We start from the raw sequence: 22,371 nt of genomic DNA on the forward strand, positions 1-22,371 counted from the left end.
AGTGGCTGGCAATGTCCGGGGTAGCGATCGGAAGTGTCAATATGGCGGTGGCGCAGGAAGACGACACCATCAAGGTCGGCATCCTGCATTCGCTCTCCGGCACCATGGCCATCAGCGAGTCGACGCTGAAAGACGAAATGCTGATGCTCATCGAAGAGCAGAACGAGAAAGGCGGGCTACTGGGGAAGAAGCTCGAGCCCGTGGTGATGGATCCGGCATCGGATTGGTCGCTATATGCCGAGCAGGCACGCGACATGCTGACCGGTGACGACAAGGTCGACGTGATCTTCGGCAACTGGACCTCGGCGTCGCGCAAGGCGGTATTGCCGGTGGTCGAGGAAGAAAACGGCCTGCTGTTCTATCCGGTTCAGTACGAGGGTGAAGAGTCTTCCGAAAACATCTTCTACACCGGCGCGGCACCCAATCAGCAGGCGATTCCCGCCGTCGATTACCTGAGAAGCCAGGGCGTGGAGCGCTGGGCGTTGCTGGGCACGGATTATGTCTATCCGCGCACCACCAACAAGATTCTCGAGGCGTACCTCAAGGAACATGGCGTCGCTGATGAAGACATCATGGTCAATTATACGCCGTTCGGCTTCAGCAACTGGCAGTCGATCGTCTCTGATGTGGCTGACTTCGGCAGCCAGGGCAAGAAGACCGCCGTGGTGTCGACCATCAATGGCGATGCCAACGTGCCGTTCTATACCGAGCTTTCCAACCAGGGGATCAGCGCTTCCGACATTCCGGTCGTCGCCTTCTCGGTGGGCGAGCAGGAACTCAGCGGGATCGATACCGGACCACTTGTAGGGCACATGGCGGCCTGGAACTACTTCATGAGTGTCGATAGCGATGCCAACTACGACTTCATCGACAATTGGGTCGAATTCACCGATGACGAGACCGCCGTTACCAACGATCCCATGGAAGCGCATTACATCGGCTTCAACATGTGGCTGGAAGCGGTGCGTGAAGCCGGCACGGCAGATGTCGACGCGGTGAAGGATTCCATCATCGGGGTCACGGTGCCTAACCTTTCCGGTGGCTCCTCGGCGATGATGCCCAACCACCACATCACCAAGCCGGTGATGATCGGCGAAATCCAGGATGACGGCCAGTTCAGCGTGGTTTGGGAAACCTCAGGCAACGTCGCGGGCGATGCCTGGTCCGACTATCTCCCGGAATCGCAGAACCTGATCAGCGATTGGCGCGCGCCGCTGCGCTGCGGAAAGCTGAACGTCGAGTCGATGACCTGTGAAGACGGCGCCGGCGACGAATAAGAACGCTTGCGGTGGGCGTATGTCGCTCACCGTTTCCTTCCAGTCAGGGCGCCCGTTGCGGCGGGCGCTCGCGAAACATGCGCCGCGATCCTTGTGGCGCGAGAAGGATTTCTTCGATGACGCCAACTCATACAACGATATTCCGTTTGCGGGGGGAGGCCGGGTCGAGGCGCGTGACTGGGCTTAAAATAGCGCCCCGGCATTGGTATTGCCTGCCGGTCATGGCTGTGCTGCTGGTGTGGTTCGCCCTCGCGTCGCCGGCGCAGGCCGATGTCTCACCGCAGCGCGCCCAGGCATTGCTGCAGGCCCTGGACACCGATGATTTCGACGCCAAGGCCGAGGCGGCCCAGGCCATCGCCGCCAGCGACGCGGCACAGAAAACCCGCTGGCTGGAGGCATTTCTCGACGGTCGCCTGGGGCGCGAACGCGATGGCGAGCGTTTCTACATCATCACCGATGATAGCGGCCGCGAATGGCCGATCATCGATGCCATTACCTTCGAGGATGCCGGGACGGGCTCCCGACGCAGTGTCGATGCCTTCCGCATCAACAATACGTTGCGCACGCAGCTTCAGGGCTTGATCGCCTCGCTGTCGCTCGATGAAGGCGACGAGGCCACGCGTCTCGACGCCGCCAAGCGTTTGATCGGCGAGGTCGATGCCCAGAGTGTCGATGCGGTTGCCACACAGCTCGACAACGAGGACAGCCCAGCGATACGCGCCGAGATCGAGACCGCGCTGGCGCTTTATCGCGTGGAGCAGGGAGAAGGCGAGGCGCTGGCGACCTTAGAGGGCAACCTCGACACCCGCGTGCGCAATTCGCTGACGACCATCGCCAATAGCGATGCCCCGATTGCTGCCGACGCCGAAAAGGTGCTGGCGGGTATCGAGAACAAGCGTGCCTGGTACGAGCGTGGGCAGACGCTGTTCTTCGGCTTGAGCGCCGGGTCGGTGCTGGTGCTGGCGGCGATTGGCCTGGCGATCACCTTCGGGGTGATGGGCGTGATCAACATGGCGCACGGCGAGTTGATCATGCTGGGCGCCTATACCACCTGGATGATCCAGCAGCTGTTACCCGGTCAGCCGGGGCTGGCATTGTTGCTGGCGATTCCCGGCGGCTTCCTGGTCGCGGGCGCGTTCGGCATTCTCATCGAGCGCAGCGTGATTCGTTTTCTCAAAGGCCGGCCGCTCGAGACATTGCTGGCGACCTTCGGCATCAGCCTGATTCTGCAGCAACTGGTGCGCACGGTGTTCTCGCCGCTCAATCGGCGCGTGAACTCGCCGGACTGGTTGCAGGGCGCATGGCACCTCAACGAGGCACTGTCGTTGACCCTCAATCGCCTGGGCGTGCTGATCTTCTGCCTGGTGGTGTTCGCCGCGCTATGGGCGTTGATGCGCTATACCCGTCTGGGCCTCGAAGTGCGCGCGGTGACCCAGAACCGTGCCATGGCACGCTCGATGGGTGTGCGCGCCGCGCGGGTGGACATGCTGACCTTCGGTCTGGGGGCCGGTGTAGCGGGGCTGGCGGGGGTCGCGCTGTCGCAGATCACCAATGTCGGCCCCAATCTGGGGCAGAGCTACATCGTCGACTCCTTCCTGGTGGTGGTCTTCGGCGGCGTCGGTAATCTGTGGGGCACCTTGGTCGCTGGCATGTCGCTGGGCGTGATCAATCAGGTCCTGCAGCCCTGGGTCGGCGCGGTGCTGGCCAAGGTGATCGTGCTGATCGGTGTCATTCTGTTCATCCAGAAACGTCCGCAGGGCCTCTTCGCGCCCAAGGGGCGGACGTCATGAGTCTCGCCACGATGTTCAAACGCAACTCCCTGCTCGATGAACGCTCGACCTGGGTTACCAGCGTCGTCCTGATCGTCGGCATGCTAGCGGTGGTCGTGCTGCATGCCTTGCCGTCGGATCATGCCTGGCATCTGAATGGGTCCGTCGTCTCGCTGCTGGGCAAGTACCTGACGTACATGCTGCTGGCGCTGGCGGTGGACCTGATCTGGGGATACCTGGGCATCCTGAGTCTGGGTCACGGCGCCTTCTTCGCTCTGGGTGGCTATGCCATGGGCCTCTATCTCACGGCGCAGGACGCCCCCCTGGCAGGCTGGCAAAGCGCCATGGTCCACTTTCCCGTGGCGGCGCTCGGCGTGGTGCTGGCGCCGGGGCTGCTGGCCCTGGTGTTCGGCTGGCTGGCGTTTCGCTCGCGCGTGACCGGGGTGTATTTCTCGATCATTACTCAGGCGTTGACGTTCGCGCTGATGCTGGCTTTCAACCGCAACGAGATGGGCATGGGCGGCAGCACCGGCCTGACGCGGTTCGATGAATTGCTGAGCTTTTCGCTGAGCAGCGAGGGCATGACGATAGCGCTGTTCGTGGCCTCCGGCGTGGCGGTCTTACTGGCCTTCTGGGGCTGCAAGGCGATCACCCGTTCGCGGCTCGGCCGGGTATGCATGGCCACGCGCGACGCCGAGGCGCGGGTGCGCTTCATAGGCTATCGCGTCGAGCACGTCAAGCTGGCGGTGTTCGTGCTCTCGGCGATGATCGCGGGTATCGCCGGGGCGCTCTACGTGCCCCAGGTGGGCATCATCAACCCCAGCACCTTCGCGCCGCTGTTCTCCATCGAAATCGTGGTATGGGTCGCGCTGGGCGGTCGGGCCACGCTTTATGGGGCGTTACTCGGTGCCTTGCTGGTCAATTATTTCAAGACGCTGCTGACCGGTGTGATGCCGGATGCCTGGCTGTTTCTCCTGGGTGGCTTGTTCGTGGTGGTCACCATGTTCCTGCCGCAGGGCGTGGCGGGCTTGATGGCACACCTGCGTCGGCGTCGGGAGGTGACCACATGAGCATGACCAATGTAGAACGCCTGCGCGAATTTGCGCGCCCTGACCGTGTTTTCGATTTCATGGCGCCGGCGCGTTCGCCCGTCGACGTGCGCCATGGGCCGATTCTCTATCTCGAGGATGTCAGCGTGAGCTTCGACGGCTTCAAGGCCATCGACGACCTCAACCTGACCATCGACGATGGCGAGCTACGCTGCATCATCGGCCCCAACGGCGCCGGCAAGACCACCATGATGGATATCATCACCGGCAAGACGCGTCCGGATCGTGGCCAGGCCTGGTTCGGCAGCCGCCACAATCTATTGCAGATGGACGAGCCGCAAATAGCCAACCTGGGCATCGGGCGCAAGTTCCAGAAGCCGACCGTGTTCGAGGCGTTGTCGGTGAGTGCTAACCTCGAGCTGGCGATGGCCGGTGACCGGCGCGTGTGGAAGACCTTGCTGGCGCGTCTCGATCATGAAGGGCGCGAACGCATCGACGAGGTGCTGGAGACCATCGCCTTGAGTGCCGAGCGCGACCGCCTGGCGGGAGTGCTTTCGCACGGCCAGAAGCAGTGGCTGGAGATCGGGATGCTGCTGATGCAGCGCCCGCGCTTATTGCTGGTCGATGAACCCGTGGCCGGCATGACCGAACCGGAGATGCACCGCACGGCGGATTTGATGACGCGCCTGGCCGGTCAGCAGTCGGTGGTCGTCGTCGAGCATGATATGGGCTTCGTGCGCTCCATCGCCCGCACCGTCACCGTCCTGCATCAGGGCAGCGTGCTTGCCGAGGGCAGCATGGACGAGGTCGCCAACGACCCGCGCGTGATCGACGTCTACCTGGGCGGCGGTGACGACGACTCAGACGATACGCGGGAGGAGGGATAATGCTCAGTGTCGACAAGCTCAATCAGTATTACGGCGAGAGTCATATCCTGCGCGATCTCTCGTTGGAGGTGCCGGAAGGGCGCTGCACCTGCGTGATGGGCCGCAACGGCGTGGGCAAGACCACCTTGCTCAAGGCCGTCATGGGCGAGGTGGCCGTGCGCGAGGGCCAGGTACGCTTCGCCGAAGAGGACCTGCTCAAGCGCCGCCCGGAGACGCGGGCCGATCTGGGTATCGGTTACGTGCCGCAGGGGCGTCAGATCTTCGCCACGCTGAGCGTGGAGGAAAACCTGCGCATCGGCCTGCCGGCGCGCCGCAAACGTGTGCAGGACGGGTCGCAACGCGGCATTCCCGAACGCATCTATGAGCTCTTTCCGGTGCTCAAGGAAATGCGCCACCGACGTGGCGGCGATCTTTCCGGGGGGCAGCAACAGCAATTGGCGATCGGCCGAGCGCTGGTGATCGAGCCGCGTCTGTTGATTCTCGATGAGCCCGGCGAAGGCATTCAACCCAATATCGTCGCCCAGATCGGCGAGGTGATCCGCCGTCTCAATCGCGAGGACGGCCTCACCGTGTTGCTGGTCGAGCAGAAGCTGCCCTTCGCGCGCAAGTTCGCCGATCGCTTCACAATCATGGATCGCGGCCAGACGGTGGCCGGCGGAGAAATCGGTGAGCTCGACGACGACCTGGTCAAACGGCATCTAACGGTATGACCCATTACGAATCGCCATCGCATCTTGCGCCGAGTGAGTCGGCCACCGCGAATGCCTCGGGGCATCGCTTTGACACCCAGCGGCACTGGGCGGCATCGCTGTAGCTGATGCCGGCGGCGCGCTGTTGATGGGCTAAGCGCCACATCCGGTCACAGGCGTGGGGTGCGTGTGCGCCGGTACCCCGCGTTGATGAAGCAGTAAAGGCCGTAGGCCATCAGCCCCACGGCGACACCGCCGAGCAGCCAGCGTCCATAAGGTTGTTCGGCGAGTGTGTCGAGGACCCCGCCCAGACCCTCGGCATTATCGGGATCGACTTCGATGGCGGCCACGCACAAGAAGGTCCCGATGATTCCGAACACGATACCGCGAGCCGCTAGCCCTAGACGGGCGACGCCCTCGAGGATGGGTAGCGGTCCATTGGGCATATCTTCGACGTGCCAATTGCGACGGTAGTGGCGTTTCCATGCACGCTGAAGCTGATGGAGCCCCACGCCGATGAAGGCAAGCCCCAGCCCGAATAATACGAAGACGCCGCCGGGATAGGTGAGCAGCTCGGCGGTTTGCTGTGAGGTGCTGCTTCCCCCGCCGTCGCTGGCAAGTGAGCGGACGAGCAAGGTGACACACTGCCAGGCGAGGGCGACATACAAGATACCGCTGATTGCGAACCCCAGACGTTGCAGGATGCCCTTCCAGTGATTGCCCTTGTGTTCGAGATCCCACCAGGCCTGAGCGAGCCGCCAGAGGACATAGGCCACCAGGCCGAGCCCCAAGAGTCCGATCAATAACGTTCCGAATGGCCACAACGCGATGGTACGAATGATCTCGCCCGTACCGGCATTCTGGCCGCCCATGCCGAGCGTGGTGAGCAGAGAAAGCCAGCCAATGGCGATATAGATCACCCCTTTGGCGATATAACCGGCACTTGCCGCGCCGCTGAGCGCGTTACGCAAGTCGGCCAGGGAAAATTTCATTGAAGACGTCCTTGTCGCCGGGAAGAAATGCACGGGAAACGGTAGGCGTCATGCCATGTGTACTGACGATGCTCATGGGGCATGAAGGACATGTGAGCAAGCGCCGATCCCCTAAAGCGAATGAATGCGCTACCATGAGCGCTTTTCGCGTATCGCCATTGTAAGGCATACGCCTTGGCAACGTAGACCATCTTTCCTGAGCGGAACGTTTCATGAAGCATTACATCGTGCGGCCGACCACGGGCCGTGGCTGGGGGTTGGTCCTGGCCTTCATCGTGCTCATCGCGGCGGGTATCTGGCCGGTGATCGGCTGGTTCAACCGAGCTTGTGTGGTACTTGGCTTGCCGCTGATCGCGGTATGGGCATACGTCATCGTGTTCGCCTGTTGCAGCGTCATGGCCATCGGCAATCGGCTCGTGGAGCGTTCTTCCGATGACGAGTAGCGTGCCGATTATCATGACACTCGCCTATCTGGGCGTGGCAATCTTCCTTGGTTTGCGCGCCCGGACAGGACGTTCAATGAACTCGCTGGAAGAGTGGGGCGTCGCCGGTCGCAGTATGGGGCCGGTCACGCTCTATCTGCTGATTGCTGCCGGCAGCGTAAGCGCTTACACCTTCATGGGTGCGCCAGGTTGGGCCTACACCAAGGGCGTGGCGGTCTTCTACGTCGTGATTTACTTGTCCTATCTGGCGCTGGTGGCCTGGTATTTCGGCCCCAAGGTATGGGCTTTCGGTCGGCGTTTCGGCCATGTCACGCAAGGAGCGGCCATTGCCGATCGCTATGAAAGCCCGCTGCTGGGGGCCCTGGCCGCAGGGGTAATGTCGATTGCGTCATTGGCCTATGCGGTACTGCAGACCATTGGGGCAGCGTACATTCTGCACGTCATGAGCGCTGGACGTTTGCCGATCTGGGTGGGGGTGCTGATGGTCTTGAGTTGCATCGCCCTCTATCTGTATGCCAGCGGCCAACGCGCGATCGGTATCACCAACGCCTTTCAGGGCGTACTGATGCTGGCGGTGGCATGGGCGATCGGGCTCTGGGCGTCGCAGCGTTTCGGCGGCGGTCTCTGGTTTGGCGACGTCTTCACCACGTTGCGTGAGCGTGACCCGACCTATCTGACCTTGCCGGGTGCTCAGGGAGACATGAGCTTCGCCTTCTGGACGACGTCGATCATCGTCTCGATGCTGTCGTTCATGCCGCCGGTCTGGACGCAATGGATGAGCGCGTCATCGGCGCGCACCATTCGTCGCAGCGCAACCTGGCTGCCCAGTTACTACGTGGTTATCTTGCCCATGGTGGTGGTGGGCTTCATTGGCATCTACAGCCTGCCCGAGCTGGCGCGTGCCGATACCGTGGCCCTGGAACTCGCCATGCAACAGATGCCGGTCTGGTTGGTGGGGTTGCTGGGGGCGGGCACACTGGCGGCCTCGATGTCGTCCTGCGAGCCCTTCTTGCATTCGGTGGCGCTGTCCTATGCCAAGGATATCGCCCAGCCGACCTTCAAGCTTTCCGATGCCGCCGCCGGCAAGCTGGCGCGGCGCCTGCTCTTGCCGATCATGGCGCTGATTGTCGCGCCGGTGGCCATCGCCGAACCCAGCAACCTGGTGATGATACTGCTCGTGGGATTGGGCTTCGCTACCCAGGTACTGCCTGCCTTTATTGGCATGTTCTTCTGGACCCGTGCCTCCAAACTGGGTGTTTTGAGCGGCATCGTGGTGGGGTTTTCCGTCACGCTGTTATTTACGCTGGTATGGCGCAATCCGCTGGGCATTCACGCCGGATTCTGGGGGCTTGTCGTCAATCTACCCACATTCGTGGTGGTGTCCTGTCTGACACGGCCGGCCTCCACGCTGGTGATCGAGCGTTTCTTCGCCATTGCGGCGCCAAGACGGCACTCGAGTGCCGAATCTGTACCGGGGGGGAAGGAATCTGCGTTACGAGCTGAGTAAGTACTTACGCTGTGTATTGTGCGAGGCTTTTCCACGTCCGCTCAGGCGTCTAAGATGGAGGTGATTCAAGCGATCACCGGTCACTGGGACGCTGCCAAGGAAATTGCGCGATTGCGCTGGTTGGTGGCCGGCAGCCAGGGAAAGGGGCGGATGTCGCCTCGCAGGCTCATGTGATCCGAATCGCCAAGGAAGACGCAAGTCTCATGTGTGTCTTTAGAGGTGGACAAGCAACCGCCTCCAACCGGTCTGTAAAGGCCGGCGTATGTCACTCGCCATGCAGTACATGGCGTCTCGCCGGTTGATTGTCAGCCGGCGTTTTTTTGCCCGCGTTTCGACGTTTGATGAATGCAAAACATTGGGAACTCGCCGATAACGCTTTAGAGGCGTCGGTCGTCGTGAGCGAAGCCCATCGTTTTTTCGCGTCCATGGAGTCGAAACGCAATGCCAGCTAGTGCGAAGCGCGTATCGCTGCAAAACCTGGGTTTACAACCCCGTATTCTCATGGCGACCTTATTGCCCCTGGTGCTTATCAGTGCGGTCATCTTGTGCGCTACGGTCTATCAGATGAAACAGCAGGCCGAGGAGGATCTTGAGGAGCGTCGTGCCTCTCTGATCGACGACCGACGCGATGCCCTGCGTGATTTGATCGATACCGCGGTATCGGCGATTGCACCGCTTCGTGACAGCGATAATGCCAATGTGGAAGAACTCAAGGCCGAAGCGGCGGATCTGCTACGCAGCATTCGCTATAGCAACAATGGCTATGTCTTTGTCTACGATTACGACGGCAATAATGTGGTGCTGCCGTTTTCGCCCGACAAGCAGGGTACCGACATGTCGGGCCTGCAGGCGCCCAACGGTGATTACCTGGTGCGCGAATTCGTGTCACGGGCGCGCGACGGTGGCGGCTTTTACGAATACCCGTGGCTCAATCCCGAGAGCGGTGAGGAAGAAGCCAAGCTTTCGTATATTGCGGATATAGACGAGTGGCAGTGGGCGGTCGGTACCGGTGTTTACATCGCCGATATCGATGCTGAAATTGCTGCCTTGCGCGAGGATCTCAACGCCGATATATGGCGTAATGCGCTGGTGACGATTGGGCTTGGCGTGATCGCGTTCGTGATCGTGGCATTACTGGCGGTCATCATGACGCGGCGTATCGTGGGGCCGATTCGTCGCACGTCCCAGGCGATGAGTGATATCGCTTCCGGGGAGGCTGATCTGACGCGGCGTTTGCCGGTGGAGCGTCACGATGAAGTCGGGGAATTGGCCGAACGCTTCAATGCCTTTGTCGAACGTATCCAGCATACGCTGGTCAAGGTGCGCGGCGCCTCGCATGCGGTTGACTCCGCATCGGGCGAGATCACGCAGGTCAGCCACGACCTCTCCAGCCGTACCGAGCAGACGGCGGCCAACCTGCAGCAGACCTCGGCCTCGATGGAAGAGCTCACTGGCACCGTCTCGCATTCCGCTGACTCGGCAGGGCAAGCCAATCAGCTGGCGCAGGATTCGGCCGGCGTTGCGCGCCGGGGTGGCGAGGTGATGAGTGAAGTCGAACAGACCATGGTGGATATCGATACCGCCTCGCGTCAGGTAGGGGAGATTATCACCTTGATGGACAGCATCGCCTTCCAGACCAATATTCTGGCGCTAAATGCTTCCGTCGAGGCGGCACGTGCCGGCGAGCATGGGCGCGGATTCGCCGTGGTGGCCAGCGAGGTGCGCATTCTTGCCAGCCGCAGTGCCGAAGCCGCCAAGGAAATACGCACGTTGATCGAGACTTCCACACAACGCACGCAACGCGGCACGGAGCTCGTCAAAAGTGCGGGCGCGACGATGCATGAGATTGTCGAGAGCGTGATGCGTGTCAGCGATGTCATCAACGAGATAAGTGCCGCCGGCAAGGAGCAGAGCGACGGCATCAGCCAGGTCAACACAGCGGTTGCCGAACTCGACCGCATGACCCAACAAAATGCCGCCATGGTGGAAGAGACCAGCACCGCAGCTGAAGAACTGAATGCCCAGGCGCAGTCACTGGCGCATACGCTGGCGGCGTTCCAGTTGGGTGATGACGAGCGTGCCTCCCTGACGTCACCTCGCCAAGCATCGCGGCCTAATGCAGGGAAAGACGCCACACCCGCCCATGCGCCGGTGACAATCCGACAATCGCAGTCTCAAGACGAATGGGCGGAGTTCTAGGTAGCGGTTGACGTCTTATCGATATCGCGGCTTACTCCTTCTCTCGGCGACCGTGACGGCGGTCGCCATGTCGTGCCTCAATTGAACAAGCAAGGAGCCAGGGTGAGTCATAAGAAACAAACCGCCAAACGGGCATTGAGCGTGGTATTGGTGGCCGGGTTGGGCTGCGCGGGAATCGGCAACGCCTGGGGCTATTTCTACAATGGTGCCGACCTTCTCGATTTTCAGCGCCATTACCAGCAATTTCGTGCTGATGAGTCCTACGATACCAGTAAGTTTTTCACCTATACCGGGTATGTACTAGGTATTTTCGACCGCTTGGAATCCCAGGAAAAGCTTTGTGCGCCAAGTGACGTTCGTGGCCGTGATATCTTGGATGAAGTGTCGCAATATCTGGAAAGCGCCTCCGAAAGCTGGAGCGAACCGGCCAGCGACGTAGTGACCGAGGCCTTGAAAAAGGCGTACGCCTGTCAATGACATGATGCCATGTGCAGGGTGAACAGCAGGTTTGTCTCCCCAAAAAAACGGGGCTGGACAGCCGCTAGGGGCATTCTGTTCCGTTCATGGACTCTTTGTTAATGCAGGTTAAGTTTATTGCATTCGCAATTTGCCAAAATACCTGCATCCAGGACGGATGCTCAGCCGCCAAGGACGTGCTGAATTCATTCAGATACATGGGCTTATGCTGATTGAGAGCTCCTGATCGTCCTCGGGGGCTCTCTCTTTCAACGTATCACCGGCCTGTTCATTTCAGCCCCGCCCGCAAGCTGGGCAATCTATTGAGATAGCAAAAAAGGCTCCACCCCCCCAGCTATCCCAAGTAATCAAGCGCTGTCAGCGTTTACGCTGATGATCTCAGACGGCTTATGATGGCGATCAATGATCGTGCGCGCTTCAGCTTCACTCTCCGCCTCGACCTCTTCGCTTCGGAGCTCATCCTCACCCGGCAGCTTGAATTCAACCGTGTACAAATCCATGTATGCGTTCCTCCATCGTTTGGATCATGCACCCATAGGTTTAGTAGCCAACGGAGGTCTACGCCCATGGTTGCTGTGTAATGCCCCTGGTTTCTGCACGCGCCGCCATTCGGCCTGGCTGGCGTTAGCTATTAGCTAAAAATATATTGCCCGTTTTTCGCTATGAGCTATAATGGGGCCATGAAGACGGTCACTTACCGAAAAAGCGCCTTGAAGGTATTGCAGCGTATGCCACGCCCAGAGGCAAAGCGCATACAGGCCAAAATCAAGGCCTACGTAGAAGATCCGGCAAGTCAGCGTAATAACGTGAAGGCGTTGAAGGGGAGCGATTATATTCGCCTGCGGGTGGGCGGTTGGCGGGTGATCATCGACGAACGTGGCGATGTGTTGGACATCATTAACATCGGTGCCCGTGGTGGCGTGTACCAATAACGCACCAGTAAATTGACAGGAGGCGAGATGAGCGCACCTCAGACGATTCAAACCCCAACCGGTGAACGGCTGGTGGTAATTCCCGAGCAGGAATACCACGCGTTGCTTGCGCGGCTGGAAGATCAAGACGATATCGACGCTGCCAATGCGGTCGTGGCGCGCGGTGAAGCATCGTTTCCCATGGCGGTAGTGGATGCGTTGCTGGACGGTGTCGCACCGGTAAAAGTGTTCCGCGAGCACCGAGGGCTGCGTGCCGGCGAACTCGCGGAGCGGGCGGGTATCAGCCAGGGATATCTGTCGGAGCTCGAAGCAGGCAAGAAAACCGGATCGCTGAGCGTGTTAAAGCGGCTTGCCGACGTACTGGAAGTTGAACTGAACGACCTGACGTAACGGCCCGATCTCACTGAATGACAGCGCCCCATCTCAACATGGCGCTCAAGTAGGGTGTGAGCAGGTAGTCACTGGCGATGATGATCACGGTCAGCAGCAGCGGGCGCCAGTTGCGCTGCAACCAACTCTTGCCGGTGTCTCCGGCCAGGATCACCTTCATCTGCGCATTGAAGCGTGTGCGTACGCGCCGGCTGGAGTTTCATAGATTTCGTGGGGACTTGGCGGGGACTGAGAAGCTGAGAAAATCGAAGATGCTTGATCAGTAAAAACAACAACTTACAGAAAAAATGGTGCGGATGGGGAGACTCGAACTCCCACGCCTTTCGGCACTAGAACCTAAATCTAGCGTGTCTACCAATTCCACCACATCCGCAGTCTGGCAGATCGAGCGATATTCTACGTATGCAGGAAGGGAAGTCAATCGCTACGGGCGCCGAGGCGACACGGTGAACGCCTCGGCGGGTGTCGGTATTGCTCACTCGAGCGTCGCGGTGGCGTTCGTGGCGTCGTAATATAACGCTTGGTGCGGGAAGGACGGTGGCGTCTGCGCTGCGTCATGCAGGCTGAGCGTTTCGGCATGCAGCCCGAGCTTGGCGAAGAGTTGACGGTCGCCATTGACCTCCGGATTGTCGGTGGTGAGCAGTTTGTCGCCATAAAAAATCGAGTTGGCGCCGGCGAGAAAGGCCAGTGCCTGGGTCGATTCGCTCATTTCACCGCGCCCGGCGGAAAGACGGACGTGGCTTTGCGGCATCATGATGCGGGCCACTGCGATGGCACGAATGAATTCGATAGGGTCGAGGTCCTCGGCGTTTTCCAAGGGGGTGCCGGCGACCTTGACCAGCATGTTGATGGGCACCGACTCCGGGTGCGGGGTCAGGTTCGCGAGTTGCTGGAGCATGGAGGCGCGGTCGCGCGGGGTTTCGCCCAGTCCCAAGATGCCGCCGCTGCAGATCTTCATGCCCGCGTTGCGAACATGCTCGAGCGTGTCGAGTCGGTCAGCGTAGCGCCGTGTGGTGATGATCTCGCCGTAGTACTCCGGCGAGGTGTCCAGGTTATGGTTGTAGTAATCGAGCCCGGCATCGGCCAGACGTTGGGCCTGGTCGCCGCCCAGCATGCCCAGCGTGACACAGGTTTCCAGCCCTAGAGCCTTGACCTCGCGCACCATGGCCTCGACGACTTGCAGATCGCGCTGGCGTGGGCTGCGCCAGGCGGCCCCCATGCAGAAGCGCGAAGCGCCAGCCTCCTTGGCGGCGCGGGCCTGGGCAACGACCTCGTCGACATCCATCAAGGTTTCCTTGCCCAAGCCGGTATTGTAGTGCCCGGATTGTGGACAGTATTTGCAGTCCTCGGGACAGGCGCCGGTCTTGATCGATAACAGCGTGGCAACCTGGATGGCATTGGCATCGAAGTGTTGGCGATGGAGGCGTTGTGCCTGAAAGAGCAGGTCGTTGAAAGGCTGATCGAAGAGGGCCTGGATTTCCTCGAGCGTCCAATCGTGACGCTGCGTGTGGGGCGTGGCAGGCATGCTAGTCTGCTCCTGTTGAGTTAGGGCCGGGCGGCTCTGTTAATCTTGGAAAAATAAAAGGTTGACTGTGATGATAGCGAAAAGCATCTGGTATTTGTCAACTAAAATAAAGTCACGGGTTGACTGCTCGGTGCGCGTGGGATTGCCGGGCCACTGTGCTTTTTGCCTTGGCAAGACGCCGCTGGGGTCGCCTTGGTGCGAGGCGTGCTTCGAGGAATTGCCCTGGAATCGCGTGGCCTGTGCGCGCTGTGCCGAGCCGTTGGCGCGTCCCGCTGAGCTTTGCGGCCACTGTCTGCGTCATGCGCCGTCCTTCGATGTGGCGCGGGCACCACTGCGTTACGAAGAGGCCTCGCAGGCGTTGCTGCAACGCTTCAAGTTCGGCGCGCAGCCGCGTGCGGGGATCTTGCTGGCAACGCTCTTCGCGCATAGCCGGGAAGGTGCGTTACCCGAGGCACTCGTGGCGGTGCCGACGCATCCGCAGCGGCGGCGTGAGCGCGGTTTCGATCACAGCGTCTGGTTGACGCGTGAGCTCTCGCGTCAACTGGGCGTGCCGTGTCGGCGTGCCTGGCGCGAGCGTGACACGCCGACCCAGCGCGGGCTGACACGCCGTGCACGTCGCGGCAACGTGCGCGGGGCTTTTCGCGTTGCGCCAGGCTTGCCGGCTCACGTGGCGCTCGTCGACGACGTGATGACCACCGGCAGTACGTTATCGGTACTGGCCGATGCCTGCCGAGAGGCGGGCGCACAGCATGTCGAAGCCTGGGCGATGACGCGTACGCCGCGAGGAATCTGATAGCATGAGGTGGCATCTTAAACAGGATACGCCATGACCGCCCCGAAGCACCCTTTTGAAACGTTGTCGCCCGCGCATGTGGTCGATGCCGTCGAGTCGTTGGGCTTTTGGTTGCCGGGCGAGCCGTTCGCGCTCAACAGTTACGAGAATCGCGTGTTCTTGTTGAGCGACGACGACCGCCGCCGTTGGGTGGCCAAGTTTTATCGTCCCGAGCGCTGGAGCGAGGCACAGATTCGCGAGGAGCATGCTTTTCTCGATGAGCTCGACGCTGCGGGCGTGCCCGGCGCGCCGCCGTGGCGCGACGATGATGATGAGACGCTCCACCATGCCTACGGATTCGCCTTCGCTTTATTTCCGCACGTCTCGGGGCAGGCGCCGGAACTCGAAAACCCCGCGCACCTCTTTGCCCTCGGTGACCTGATCGGCCAGGTGCATGCCGTGGCGCGCCGTAGTCCCTTCCAGACGCGACCGGTGCAGGAGCCAATAGCGATCAGCCAATCGAGTTGTGAGCGCGTGCTGGCAAGCGATTGGCTGAGTCGCCGTCAACGCCAGGCGTATACCCGCATCGCCGAGCGTCTGCAGGCGTTGCTAGTCGAACAGCGCTGGCCGGAGACGGCCTTACAACGCGTACATGGCGACTGCCATCTGGGCAATATTCTGGGGCGCGATGAAGATTTTGCGTTGGTCGACTTCGATGATTGCTGCACCGCGCCGGCTATCCAGGATTTGTGGATGTTATTGACGGCGTCTGAAGCCGACGAATGGCAGATGCAGTTATCCGAAGTGATCGAGGGCTACGAACAGCATGTCGAGTTCGACCGACGCCAACTGCGCTGGATCGAGCCACTACGCACGTTGCGCTTGATGCGCCACAGCGCCTGGTTGGTCGATCGCTGGGAAGATCCGGCGTTTCCCCGGGCCTTCCCGTGGGTGGCCAGCGAGGGGTATTGGGATCAGCACATCCGTATTCTTGAGCAACAGCGTCTGGCGTTGGAAAATCCGCGCTGGCTGGCGTGACCTTGCCGCCTCGAAGACCCATGCGTGACGTCGGGGAAGGCAGTATCGCCGACGTCGGCGTGAATCGCGCGTGCGTCGCGCTTTGCCCATGTGGCAAACTTCCGGTGGTTGTATTCATTTTGTAACGCATGCCCGGTCGGGCGTCATGACGAAGGCACTTAAAGGCACTTAAATGACAGAAGAACTCGCAACGCATTACCGCGACATCATCGCCGGCTTGGGCGAGGATCCCGACCGGGAAGGGCTGCGTGATACGCCCATGCGAGCCGCCAAGGCCATGCAGTTTCTCAATCAGGGCTATGGACAGACGCTCGAGTCGTTGGTCAACGGCGCGGTATTCGAATCCCAAACCGACGAAATGGTGCTAATCAAGGACATCGAGCTTTATTCGATGTGTGAACATCATCTGTTGCCATTCATCGGCAAGTGCCATATCGCGTATCTGCCCAAGGGCAAGGTGCTGGGGCTCTCCAAGTTCGCGCGTATCGTCGACATGTATGCGCGACGCATGCAGATCCAGGAAAACCTGACACGCCAGATCGCCGAGGCCGTACAGGAGGTGACCGAAGCGCGCGGGGTGGGGGTGATCGTCGAGGCGCAGCACATGTGCATGATGATGCGGGGGGTCGAGAAGCAGAATTCAAGCATGAAGACCTCCGTGATGTTGGGCGCCTTCCGCAACAACCTGAACACGCGTCAGGAGTTCTTGACGCTGGCGCATGGCTGAGCGGACATCGGTCACCACCGCGCGTGACGCGCGTTTCGCACTTTAGGAGCAATGCCGTATGGCCTTACATGCCCTGAACGATCAACACCTCGATCATGATCTGGCGACGATCAGCATCAAGAATCTTCGTCTGCGTACCCATATCGGTATCAAGGACGAGGAAATCCAGAACCGCCAGGATGTGGTAATCAATGCCACCATTCGTTATCGCGCCGAGCGTGCGGTCAAGTTCGATCATATCGAGCAGGCGCTCAATTATCGTACGATCACCAAACACATCATCGGCTATGTCGAAGATAACCGCTTTCTGTTGCTGGAACGCATGACCCGTGAAGTCCTGGATATCATCATGAGTTACGAGCAAGTCCTCACGGCGCAGGTGGAAATCGACAAGCCGTTCGCACTGCGTTTTTCCGACTCCGTGTCGGTGACGCTATCGGACTCGCGGCTGGACTGAGGCGGATATGATCATGCCATCGGGATGTGGCCGGGAGTCGCGTCGTGCACGGTAAGCTGGAAGCCTTCGACGATGTGACCCAGCGCGGCGTGATCGTCGGCGACGATGGGCATCGCTATACATTCACATTGACCGAGTGGCGCGGCCGAGGCCTTCCCAGGGAAGGCAGTCGGCTACGCTTCGATGGCGATGCCGGCCGTGCCGAGCAGGTGTTCGACGCGCCCGTGCCTCAGCGCACCGCGCGGCAGACGCGTGACGATCAGGGGCACGTCAAATCTTCCTCATTGTCTCCCTTGGCGGTGCTGGCGTTGGTGCTCGTTGCCGTGGCGCCGCTGCTAGCGTCGTATATGCTGTTAGTTGATGCACTGGCGGTGCTACTGGCAGTGCTCGGGATCCGGCAGGTACGGCGCTCGCCTTCGCGTTACCGAGGGCAGGCATTGTGCGGGGCTGTCATCGCCATCGCGGTGCTGAGTCTCTTTATCTGAGGTGTAGGGTGAATGGGATGTCAGTGAACGCTGCGCTTGGTGGCACCGAAAGACTCGGCATAAGATGAATTCACGGCGACGGCCAGCGTCGCCTTCATTGTCAGGAAGGAGAACGCCATGGAGTCCCTTCAGGAAAACTCGCTGTTTCGCCCCTTTGCCTATATCGACGGCAATTGGGTGGCAGCGGACAGCGGCGAACAGATAGAGGTCGACGACCCGGCCACCGGTGAGGTCGTGGGGCGCATGCCCAAGCTGGGGCGTGCCGAGACCGAGCGTGCCATCGAAGCCGCTGAGTCGGCCTGGCCGGCCTGGCGTGCCCTGACAGCGCAAGAGCGCGCCGATACCCTGATGAAATGGTACGACTTGATGCTCAAGCATCAGGACGAGCTAGCGGCGATCATGACCGCCGAACAGGGCAAGCCTCTCAAGGAGGCGGCTGGCGAGATCGCCTATGCGGCGAGCTTTCTGCGCTGGTTTGCCGAGGAGGCACGGCGTGTCTATGGCGATACCATTCCTGCCGCCAAGTCCAACCAGCGCATCGTGGTGCTCAAACAACCGGTCGGCGTCGTCGGGGCGATCACGCCGTGGAATTTTCCGTCGTCGATGATTACTCGCAAGGCGGCCGCAGCGTTGGCGGCAGGGTGCCCGATCGTCATCAAGCCGGCCAGTCAGACGCCGTTTTCCGCGACCGCGCTGGCGGCGTTGGCCGAGCAGGCTGGGGTGCCGCGCGGCGTGTTCAACGTGGTGCCGGGGCGTGCCAGCGAGATCGGCAAGGCGCTGACCGAATCGCCTGTGGTGCGCAAGATCACCTTCACCGGCTCAACCGAGGTGGGCAGCCAATTGATGGCCGGCGCCGCCGAGCATATCCAGAAGATTTCGCTGGAACTGGGCGGTAACGCGCCGTTTCTGGTCTTCGAGGATGCCGATCTCGATGCCGCCGTCGAGGGCGCGATGGCCAGCAAGTTCCGCAACGCCGGTCAGACCTGCGTGTGCACCAACCGCTTTCTGGTGCAGTCCAGCGTGATCAATGCCTTCAGTGAAAAGCTGGCGGCGGCCATGAACAGCGAATTGCAGGTCGGCCCGGGGACCGAAGAGGGCGTGAACATCGGGCCGTTGATCGACGATGACGCCGTCGCCAAGGTCTCCGAGCATATCCAGGATGCCGTCGACAAAGGTGCCGAGTTGCTGTTGGGCGGTCACACGCATCCGCTGGGTGGACGCTTCTTCACGCCGACACTGGTGAGTCACGCCAATGCCGATATGAAGGTCGCGCACGAGGAAACCTTCGGCCCACTGGCGGCGGTGATTCCGTTCGACGATGAGGAAGACGCCGTGCAGATGGCCAACGATACCCGCTTCGGGCTGGCATCGTACTTCTACGCCAACGACCTGAGCCGTGTCTGGCGTGTGGCCGAAGCGCTGGAATATGGCATGGTCGGCATCAACACGGGCTTGATCTCCAACGCCAGCGCGCCGTTCGGGGGCGTCAAGGCCTCGGGACTGGGGCGTGAGGGCTCCAAGTACGGGATCGACGAATACATGGAAACCAAGTATCTGTGTATGGATCTAGGCTGACTGGGCTTCGCCCGGAGCTCGAAGCGTGAAGAGCGGCGCTTCGCGCCTGGAAGTTTGAAGAAAAACACCCTGTCGGATGATCCGGCAGGGTGTTTTGCTTTCGGCGTGGCTCAGACTGGCTTCGAGCTTCAGTGCCTGAAGTGACGCATAGCGGTGAAGACCATGGCGATGCCGGCTTCGTTGGCGGCGTCGATCACTTCCTGGTCACGCATCGAGCCGCCGGGTTGAATGACGGCGGTGATGCCGGCTTCGGCGGCGGCGTCGATGCCATCGCGGAAGGGGAAGAAAGCGTCCGAGGCCATCACCGAGCCGGGGACTTCCAGGCCTTCGTCGGCAGCCTTGATGCCGGCGATCCTGGCCGAGTAGACGCGGCTCATCTGTCCGGCGCCCACGCCGATGGTCTGGCCGTGCTTGGCATAGACGATGGCGTTGGACTTGACGAACTTGGCGACCTTCCAGGCGAAGCTGAGATCGCTTAGTTCCTGCTCGCTGGGTGCGCGCTCGGTGACGGTGCGCAGTTGGTCGGCTTCGACCATGCCCTGATCGCGGTCCTGGACCAGAAGTCCGCCGGTGACGCGCTTGAGGTCATGGGTGGGACGTTGCTGGCTGGGCCAGTGCTCGCTGACATCGAGCAGGCGCACATTCTTCTTTTCGGCGACGATCTCGGCGGCGGTGGCGTCGATGCCCGGCGCGATGATCACCTCGACGAACTGACGGTCGACGATGGCGCGAGCCGTCTCGGCGTCCAGCGGGCGGTTGAAGGCGATGATGCCGCCGAAGGCGCTGGTGGGGTCGGTAGCGAACGCGTTCTGATAGGCCGCCAGCGGCGTGTCGGCGACGGCGACGCCGCAAGGGTTGGCGTGCTTGACGATGACGCAGGCGGTCTCGCTGAAGCCCTTGACGCACTCGAAGGCGGCGTCGGTGTCGGCGACGTTGTTGAATGACAATGCCTTGCCCTGACGCTGCTCTGCCGTGGTCACGCTGGCTTCGTCAGCGCAGGTTTCGGCATAGAAGGCCGCCTGCTGATGCGGATTTTCGCCGTAGCGCATCGCCTGTTTTTTCTGGAACTGCACGTTATAGGTTCGCGGGAAGTTGGCCTCGCCGCCTTCTACCAGGGTGCCCAGATAGTTGGCGATGGCACCGTCGTAGCCCGCAGTATGCTCGAAGGCCTTGACCGCCAGGTCGAAGCGTAGCGTGGCGCCGACGCCGCCGTGCGTGCGTAGATCGTCGAGCACGCGGCCATAGTCAGAGGCATTGACCACGATGCTGGTATGCGCGTGGTTCTTGGCGCAGGCACGCACCATGGTGGGGCCGCCGATGTCGATGTTCTCGATGGCTTCTTCCAGCGTGCAGCCGTCACGCGCGATGGTCTCGGCGAAGGGGTAGAGGTTGACCACGACCATATCGATGGCGTCGATGCCGTGCTCGGCCATTACTTCATCATCCTGTCCGCGACGCCCGAGAATGCCGCCGTGAATCTTGGGGTGCAGCGTCTTGACGCGGCCATCCATGATTTCCGGGAAGCCGGTATGCTGCGAGACTTCCGTGACCGGAATGCCGTGTTCATTGAGCAGGCGAAAGGTGCCGCCGGTGGAGAGCAGGGCAACGCCGTGCGTGCTGAGTTCGCGGGCGAAATCGACGATGCCGGTCTTGTCGGACACGCTGATCAATGCGCGACGCACGGGCTGGGGAGACGAGGATGCGGTGTGATCGGCCATGAGGCTCCACTCTTGAAAGGTGAGGGACGATTGACGCCAGACAATAGCGTGAAACGTTAAGGGCGCCTGGCGAGGGCGCCCTTGTTGGATCGATTCGGGTTTAGATCAGGTCGTACTGCTTGAGCTTCTTGCGCAGGGTGCCGCGATTGAGGCCCAGCATGTCGGCGGCGCGGGTTTGATTGCCGTCGGCATAGCGCATCACGGCTTCCAGCAAGGGCACTTCGACCTCGGTCAGCACCATGGCATAAAGGTCGCTGACCGTTTCGCCATCCAGGTGGCCGAAGTAGCGCTGCATGGCGAGCTCGACCGACTCACGCAGGGTTTGCTGATGTGCTGGCGATGCCGTGGCACTGGCATCGAGCGTATTCTGATCGATGGGAAATGCTTGCCTGCTGGTCATGCTGCATTGCTTCCATTTGAGGCCAACGCCGGCGCATCGTGGGCAAGCGCATCCACGAAGCGGTGTTGGGCCGAGGGCTGTTCCAGAACGTTGAAGCGTGCGCGCAATGCCGCCGCTTGTGGGCGAGTGGCGAGATACCAGCCCACATGCTTGCGTGCGATGCGCACCCCCATGTGCTCACCGTAAAAGGCATGCAGTGCCTCGAGATGACGCTGCATCACGGTAGCGATCTCTGCGGGCGTCGGGCGGGCCAGGACGTCACCGGTACGTAAATAGTGCTCGATCTCGCGAAAGATCCACGGATTGCCTTGGGCGCCGCGTCCGATCATGACCGCGTCCGCCTTAGTGTAGTCGAGGATGCGGGCGGCTTTTTCGGCACTGTCGATATCACCATTGGCGAACACCGGCAGCGACACCGCTTGCTTGATGGCGGCGATGGTATCGTATTCGGCGTCGCCACTATAGCGCTGTTCGCGAGTACGGCCATGCACCGCAAGCGCCTGGATGCCGGCAGCCTCGGCCAGTTGCGCCACACGTATGCCGTTGCGCGACGCCGCGCACCAGCCGGTGCGGATCTTCAATGTCACCGGCACGTCCACGGCCGCAACGACCGCTTCGAGAATCGCCGCGACCAAACGTTCATCACGCAATAGTGCGGAGCCGGCGGCCTTGTTGCAGACCTTCTTGGCGGGGCATCCCATGTTGATATCGACGATCTCGGCGCCTTGCGCGACGTTGAGGCGTGCGGCTTCGGCGAGCATTTCCGGGTCGCCACCGGCGATCTGGACATCGCGGGGGCCGGGCTCGCCGGCATGATCGAGACGCTGCCGCGACTTGCGGGTATGCCATAGGCGCGCATCGGCGGTGACCATTTCCGAGACCACCAGGCCCGCGCCGAGCTCCCGGCACAATTGCCGAAATGGGCGATCGGTCACGCCCGCCATGGGCGCGAGAATCGCTCGATTGGGCAATGCGTAAGGGCCGATGTGCGGCAACGGCGTCACCGGAGATGAGACGTAGGTCGGCATCACGAGGGGCGTCTAGGTGGTGAAAGGGGCTTATG

24 protein-coding genes and 1 tRNA gene are annotated in these 22,371 nt (G+C 61.1%); 17 read left to right on the plus strand and 8 right to left on the minus strand.

Annotated elements, in window-relative coordinates; genetic code table 11:
• Positions 1 to 11 precede the first annotated feature (11 nt).
• The 5 genes from urtA to urtE all read left to right on the plus strand — a co-directional run bounded on the left by urtA (position 12) and on the right by urtE (position 5,692).
• Complete coding sequence (urtA, locus tag L1071_RS06050; RefSeq protein WP_246971109.1) at positions 12 to 1,277, plus strand: urea ABC transporter substrate-binding protein; 1,266 nt, start codon at positions 12 to 14, stop codon at positions 1,275 to 1,277.
• Positions 1,278 to 1,498: 221 nt separating this feature from the next.
• Complete coding sequence (urtB, locus tag L1071_RS06055) at positions 1,499 to 3,067, plus strand: urea ABC transporter permease subunit UrtB (protein ID WP_246971113.1); 1,569 nt, start codon at positions 1,499 to 1,501, stop codon at positions 3,065 to 3,067.
• Positions 3,064 to 4,116, plus strand: coding sequence for an urea ABC transporter permease subunit UrtC (urtC, locus tag L1071_RS06060; protein WP_246900885.1), 1,053 nt, complete (start codon positions 3,064 to 3,066; stop codon positions 4,114 to 4,116). Before urtB ends, urtC begins: the two co-directional genes overlap by 4 nt.
• The gene (urtD, locus tag L1071_RS06065) at positions 4,113 to 4,982 is read left to right on the plus strand and encodes an urea ABC transporter ATP-binding protein UrtD (RefSeq protein ID WP_246969974.1); all 870 of its coding nucleotides are present in this window, start codon (positions 4,113 to 4,115) and stop codon (positions 4,980 to 4,982) included. Before urtC ends, urtD begins: the two co-directional genes overlap by 4 nt.
• The gene (gene urtE, locus L1071_RS06070) at positions 4,982 to 5,692 is read left to right on the plus strand and encodes an urea ABC transporter ATP-binding subunit UrtE (RefSeq protein ID WP_246969977.1); all 711 of its coding nucleotides are present in this window, start codon (positions 4,982 to 4,984) and stop codon (positions 5,690 to 5,692) included. The genes urtD and urtE overlap by 1 nt, the downstream gene beginning before the upstream one ends.
• Before the next feature lie 149 nt (positions 5,693 to 5,841).
• Here the strand turns inward: urtE and L1071_RS06075 are convergent, their stop codons facing one another.
• Positions 5,842 to 6,663, minus strand: coding sequence for a DUF1206 domain-containing protein (locus L1071_RS06075; RefSeq protein WP_246969981.1), 822 nt, complete (start codon positions 6,661 to 6,663; stop codon positions 5,842 to 5,844).
• 212 nt (positions 6,664 to 6,875) lie between these two features.
• On the opposite strand from L1071_RS06075, the gene L1071_RS06080 reads away from it, so the two are divergent.
• The 4 genes from L1071_RS06080 (at position 6,876) to L1071_RS06095 (ending at position 11,289) form a co-directional block, all read left to right on the plus strand.
• On the plus strand, positions 6,876 to 7,106 hold the full coding sequence (locus L1071_RS06080) for a hypothetical protein (RefSeq protein ID WP_246969984.1): 231 nt from the start codon (positions 6,876 to 6,878) through the stop codon (positions 7,104 to 7,106).
• Entirely contained in the window at positions 7,096 to 8,613 is a 1,518-nt protein-coding gene (locus L1071_RS06085; protein WP_246969986.1) for a sodium:solute symporter family protein, read from the plus strand. The genes L1071_RS06080 and L1071_RS06085 overlap by 11 nt, the downstream gene beginning before the upstream one ends.
• A gap of 441 nt (positions 8,614 to 9,054) precedes the next feature.
• The gene (locus L1071_RS06090) at positions 9,055 to 10,812 is read left to right on the plus strand and encodes a methyl-accepting chemotaxis protein (RefSeq protein WP_246969988.1); all 1,758 of its coding nucleotides are present in this window, start codon (positions 9,055 to 9,057) and stop codon (positions 10,810 to 10,812) included.
• A 102-nt stretch (positions 10,813 to 10,914) separates the two neighbouring features.
• Positions 10,915 to 11,289 carry a Rap1a/Tai family immunity protein gene (locus tag L1071_RS06095; RefSeq protein WP_246969990.1) on the plus strand — a complete coding sequence of 125 codons (375 nt, stop codon included), beginning with the start codon at positions 10,915 to 10,917 and terminating at the stop codon, positions 11,287 to 11,289.
• A 347-nt stretch (positions 11,290 to 11,636) separates the two neighbouring features.
• On the opposite strand, the gene L1071_RS06100 is transcribed toward L1071_RS06095, so the two are convergent.
• On the minus strand, positions 11,637 to 11,789 hold the full coding sequence (locus L1071_RS06100) for a hypothetical protein (RefSeq protein ID WP_246969992.1): 153 nt from the start codon (positions 11,787 to 11,789) through the stop codon (positions 11,637 to 11,639).
• Between the two features lie 180 nt (positions 11,790 to 11,969).
• Here L1071_RS06100 and L1071_RS06105 point away from each other — a divergent pair, with 180 nt between their 5' ends.
• The gene (locus tag L1071_RS06105) at positions 11,970 to 12,221 is read left to right on the plus strand and encodes a type II toxin-antitoxin system RelE family toxin (protein WP_246969994.1); all 252 of its coding nucleotides are present in this window, start codon (positions 11,970 to 11,972) and stop codon (positions 12,219 to 12,221) included.
• A gap of 27 nt (positions 12,222 to 12,248) precedes the next feature.
• Positions 12,249 to 12,611 (plus strand): helix-turn-helix domain-containing protein, encoded by a 363-nt coding sequence (locus L1071_RS06110; RefSeq protein WP_246969996.1) that lies wholly within the window; start codon positions 12,249 to 12,251, stop codon positions 12,609 to 12,611.
• Positions 12,612 to 12,621: 10 nt separating this feature from the next.
• On the opposite strand, the gene L1071_RS06115 is transcribed toward L1071_RS06110, so the two are convergent.
• From L1071_RS06115 to bioB, 3 genes are all read right to left on the minus strand, one after another.
• The gene (locus L1071_RS06115) at positions 12,622 to 12,771 is read right to left on the minus strand and encodes a hypothetical protein (protein ID WP_246969999.1); all 150 of its coding nucleotides are present in this window, start codon (positions 12,769 to 12,771) and stop codon (positions 12,622 to 12,624) included.
• 128 nt (positions 12,772 to 12,899) lie between these two features.
• Positions 12,900 to 12,984: transfer RNA gene (locus tag L1071_RS06120), tRNA-Leu, on the minus strand.
• Between the two features lie 102 nt (positions 12,985 to 13,086).
• Positions 13,087 to 14,136 carry a biotin synthase BioB gene (bioB, locus tag L1071_RS06125; RefSeq protein WP_246970002.1) on the minus strand — a complete coding sequence of 350 codons (1,050 nt, stop codon included), beginning with the start codon at positions 14,134 to 14,136 and terminating at the stop codon, positions 13,087 to 13,089.
• A gap of 94 nt (positions 14,137 to 14,230) precedes the next feature.
• Between bioB and L1071_RS06130 the strand changes: the two genes are divergently transcribed.
• The 6 genes from L1071_RS06130 to L1071_RS06155 all read left to right on the plus strand — a co-directional run bounded on the left by L1071_RS06130 (position 14,231) and on the right by L1071_RS06155 (position 19,190).
• The gene (locus tag L1071_RS06130; RefSeq protein ID WP_246970005.1) at positions 14,231 to 14,929 is read left to right on the plus strand and encodes a ComFC family protein; all 699 of its coding nucleotides are present in this window, start codon (positions 14,231 to 14,233) and stop codon (positions 14,927 to 14,929) included.
• A 33-nt stretch (positions 14,930 to 14,962) separates the two neighbouring features.
• Positions 14,963 to 15,946 carry a serine/threonine protein kinase gene (locus L1071_RS06135; RefSeq protein ID WP_246970008.1) on the plus strand — a complete coding sequence of 328 codons (984 nt, stop codon included), beginning with the start codon at positions 14,963 to 14,965 and terminating at the stop codon, positions 15,944 to 15,946.
• 172 nt (positions 15,947 to 16,118) lie between these two features.
• Positions 16,119 to 16,673 carry a GTP cyclohydrolase I FolE gene (gene folE, locus L1071_RS06140; protein ID WP_246900859.1) on the plus strand — a complete coding sequence of 185 codons (555 nt, stop codon included), beginning with the start codon at positions 16,119 to 16,121 and terminating at the stop codon, positions 16,671 to 16,673.
• Positions 16,674 to 16,731: 58 nt separating this feature from the next.
• Positions 16,732 to 17,130, plus strand: coding sequence for a dihydroneopterin triphosphate 2'-epimerase (folX, locus tag L1071_RS06145; protein WP_097023008.1), 399 nt, complete (start codon positions 16,732 to 16,734; stop codon positions 17,128 to 17,130).
• Between the two features lie 44 nt (positions 17,131 to 17,174).
• The gene (locus L1071_RS06150) at positions 17,175 to 17,615 is read left to right on the plus strand and encodes a hypothetical protein (protein ID WP_246970010.1); all 441 of its coding nucleotides are present in this window, start codon (positions 17,175 to 17,177) and stop codon (positions 17,613 to 17,615) included.
• A gap of 117 nt (positions 17,616 to 17,732) precedes the next feature.
• A complete protein-coding gene (locus L1071_RS06155) occupies positions 17,733 to 19,190 on the plus strand; it encodes an NAD-dependent succinate-semialdehyde dehydrogenase (protein ID WP_246970012.1) in 1,458 nt (485 codons plus the stop codon).
• A 128-nt stretch (positions 19,191 to 19,318) separates the two neighbouring features.
• Here L1071_RS06155 and purH read toward each other — a convergent pair whose 3' ends face one another.
• The 3 genes from purH to dusB all read right to left on the minus strand — a co-directional run bounded on the left by purH (position 19,319) and on the right by dusB (position 22,336).
• Positions 19,319 to 20,908, minus strand: coding sequence for a bifunctional phosphoribosylaminoimidazolecarboxamide formyltransferase/IMP cyclohydrolase (gene purH, locus L1071_RS06160; RefSeq protein ID WP_246970014.1), 1,590 nt, complete (start codon positions 20,906 to 20,908; stop codon positions 19,319 to 19,321).
• Between the two features lie 100 nt (positions 20,909 to 21,008).
• The gene (gene fis, locus L1071_RS06165; protein WP_246900847.1) at positions 21,009 to 21,308 is read right to left on the minus strand and encodes a DNA-binding transcriptional regulator Fis; all 300 of its coding nucleotides are present in this window, start codon (positions 21,306 to 21,308) and stop codon (positions 21,009 to 21,011) included.
• Positions 21,305 to 22,336, minus strand: coding sequence for a tRNA dihydrouridine synthase DusB (dusB, locus tag L1071_RS06170; RefSeq protein WP_246970016.1), 1,032 nt, complete (start codon positions 22,334 to 22,336; stop codon positions 21,305 to 21,307). The genes fis and dusB overlap by 4 nt, the downstream gene beginning before the upstream one ends.
• Positions 22,337 to 22,371: the final 35 nt, after the last annotated feature.

The sequence above is a fragment of the Chromohalobacter sarecensis genome, from assembly GCF_023061135.1.
In the GTDB taxonomy this organism is placed as follows: Bacteria; Pseudomonadota; Gammaproteobacteria; order Pseudomonadales; family Halomonadaceae; genus Chromohalobacter; species Chromohalobacter sarecensis.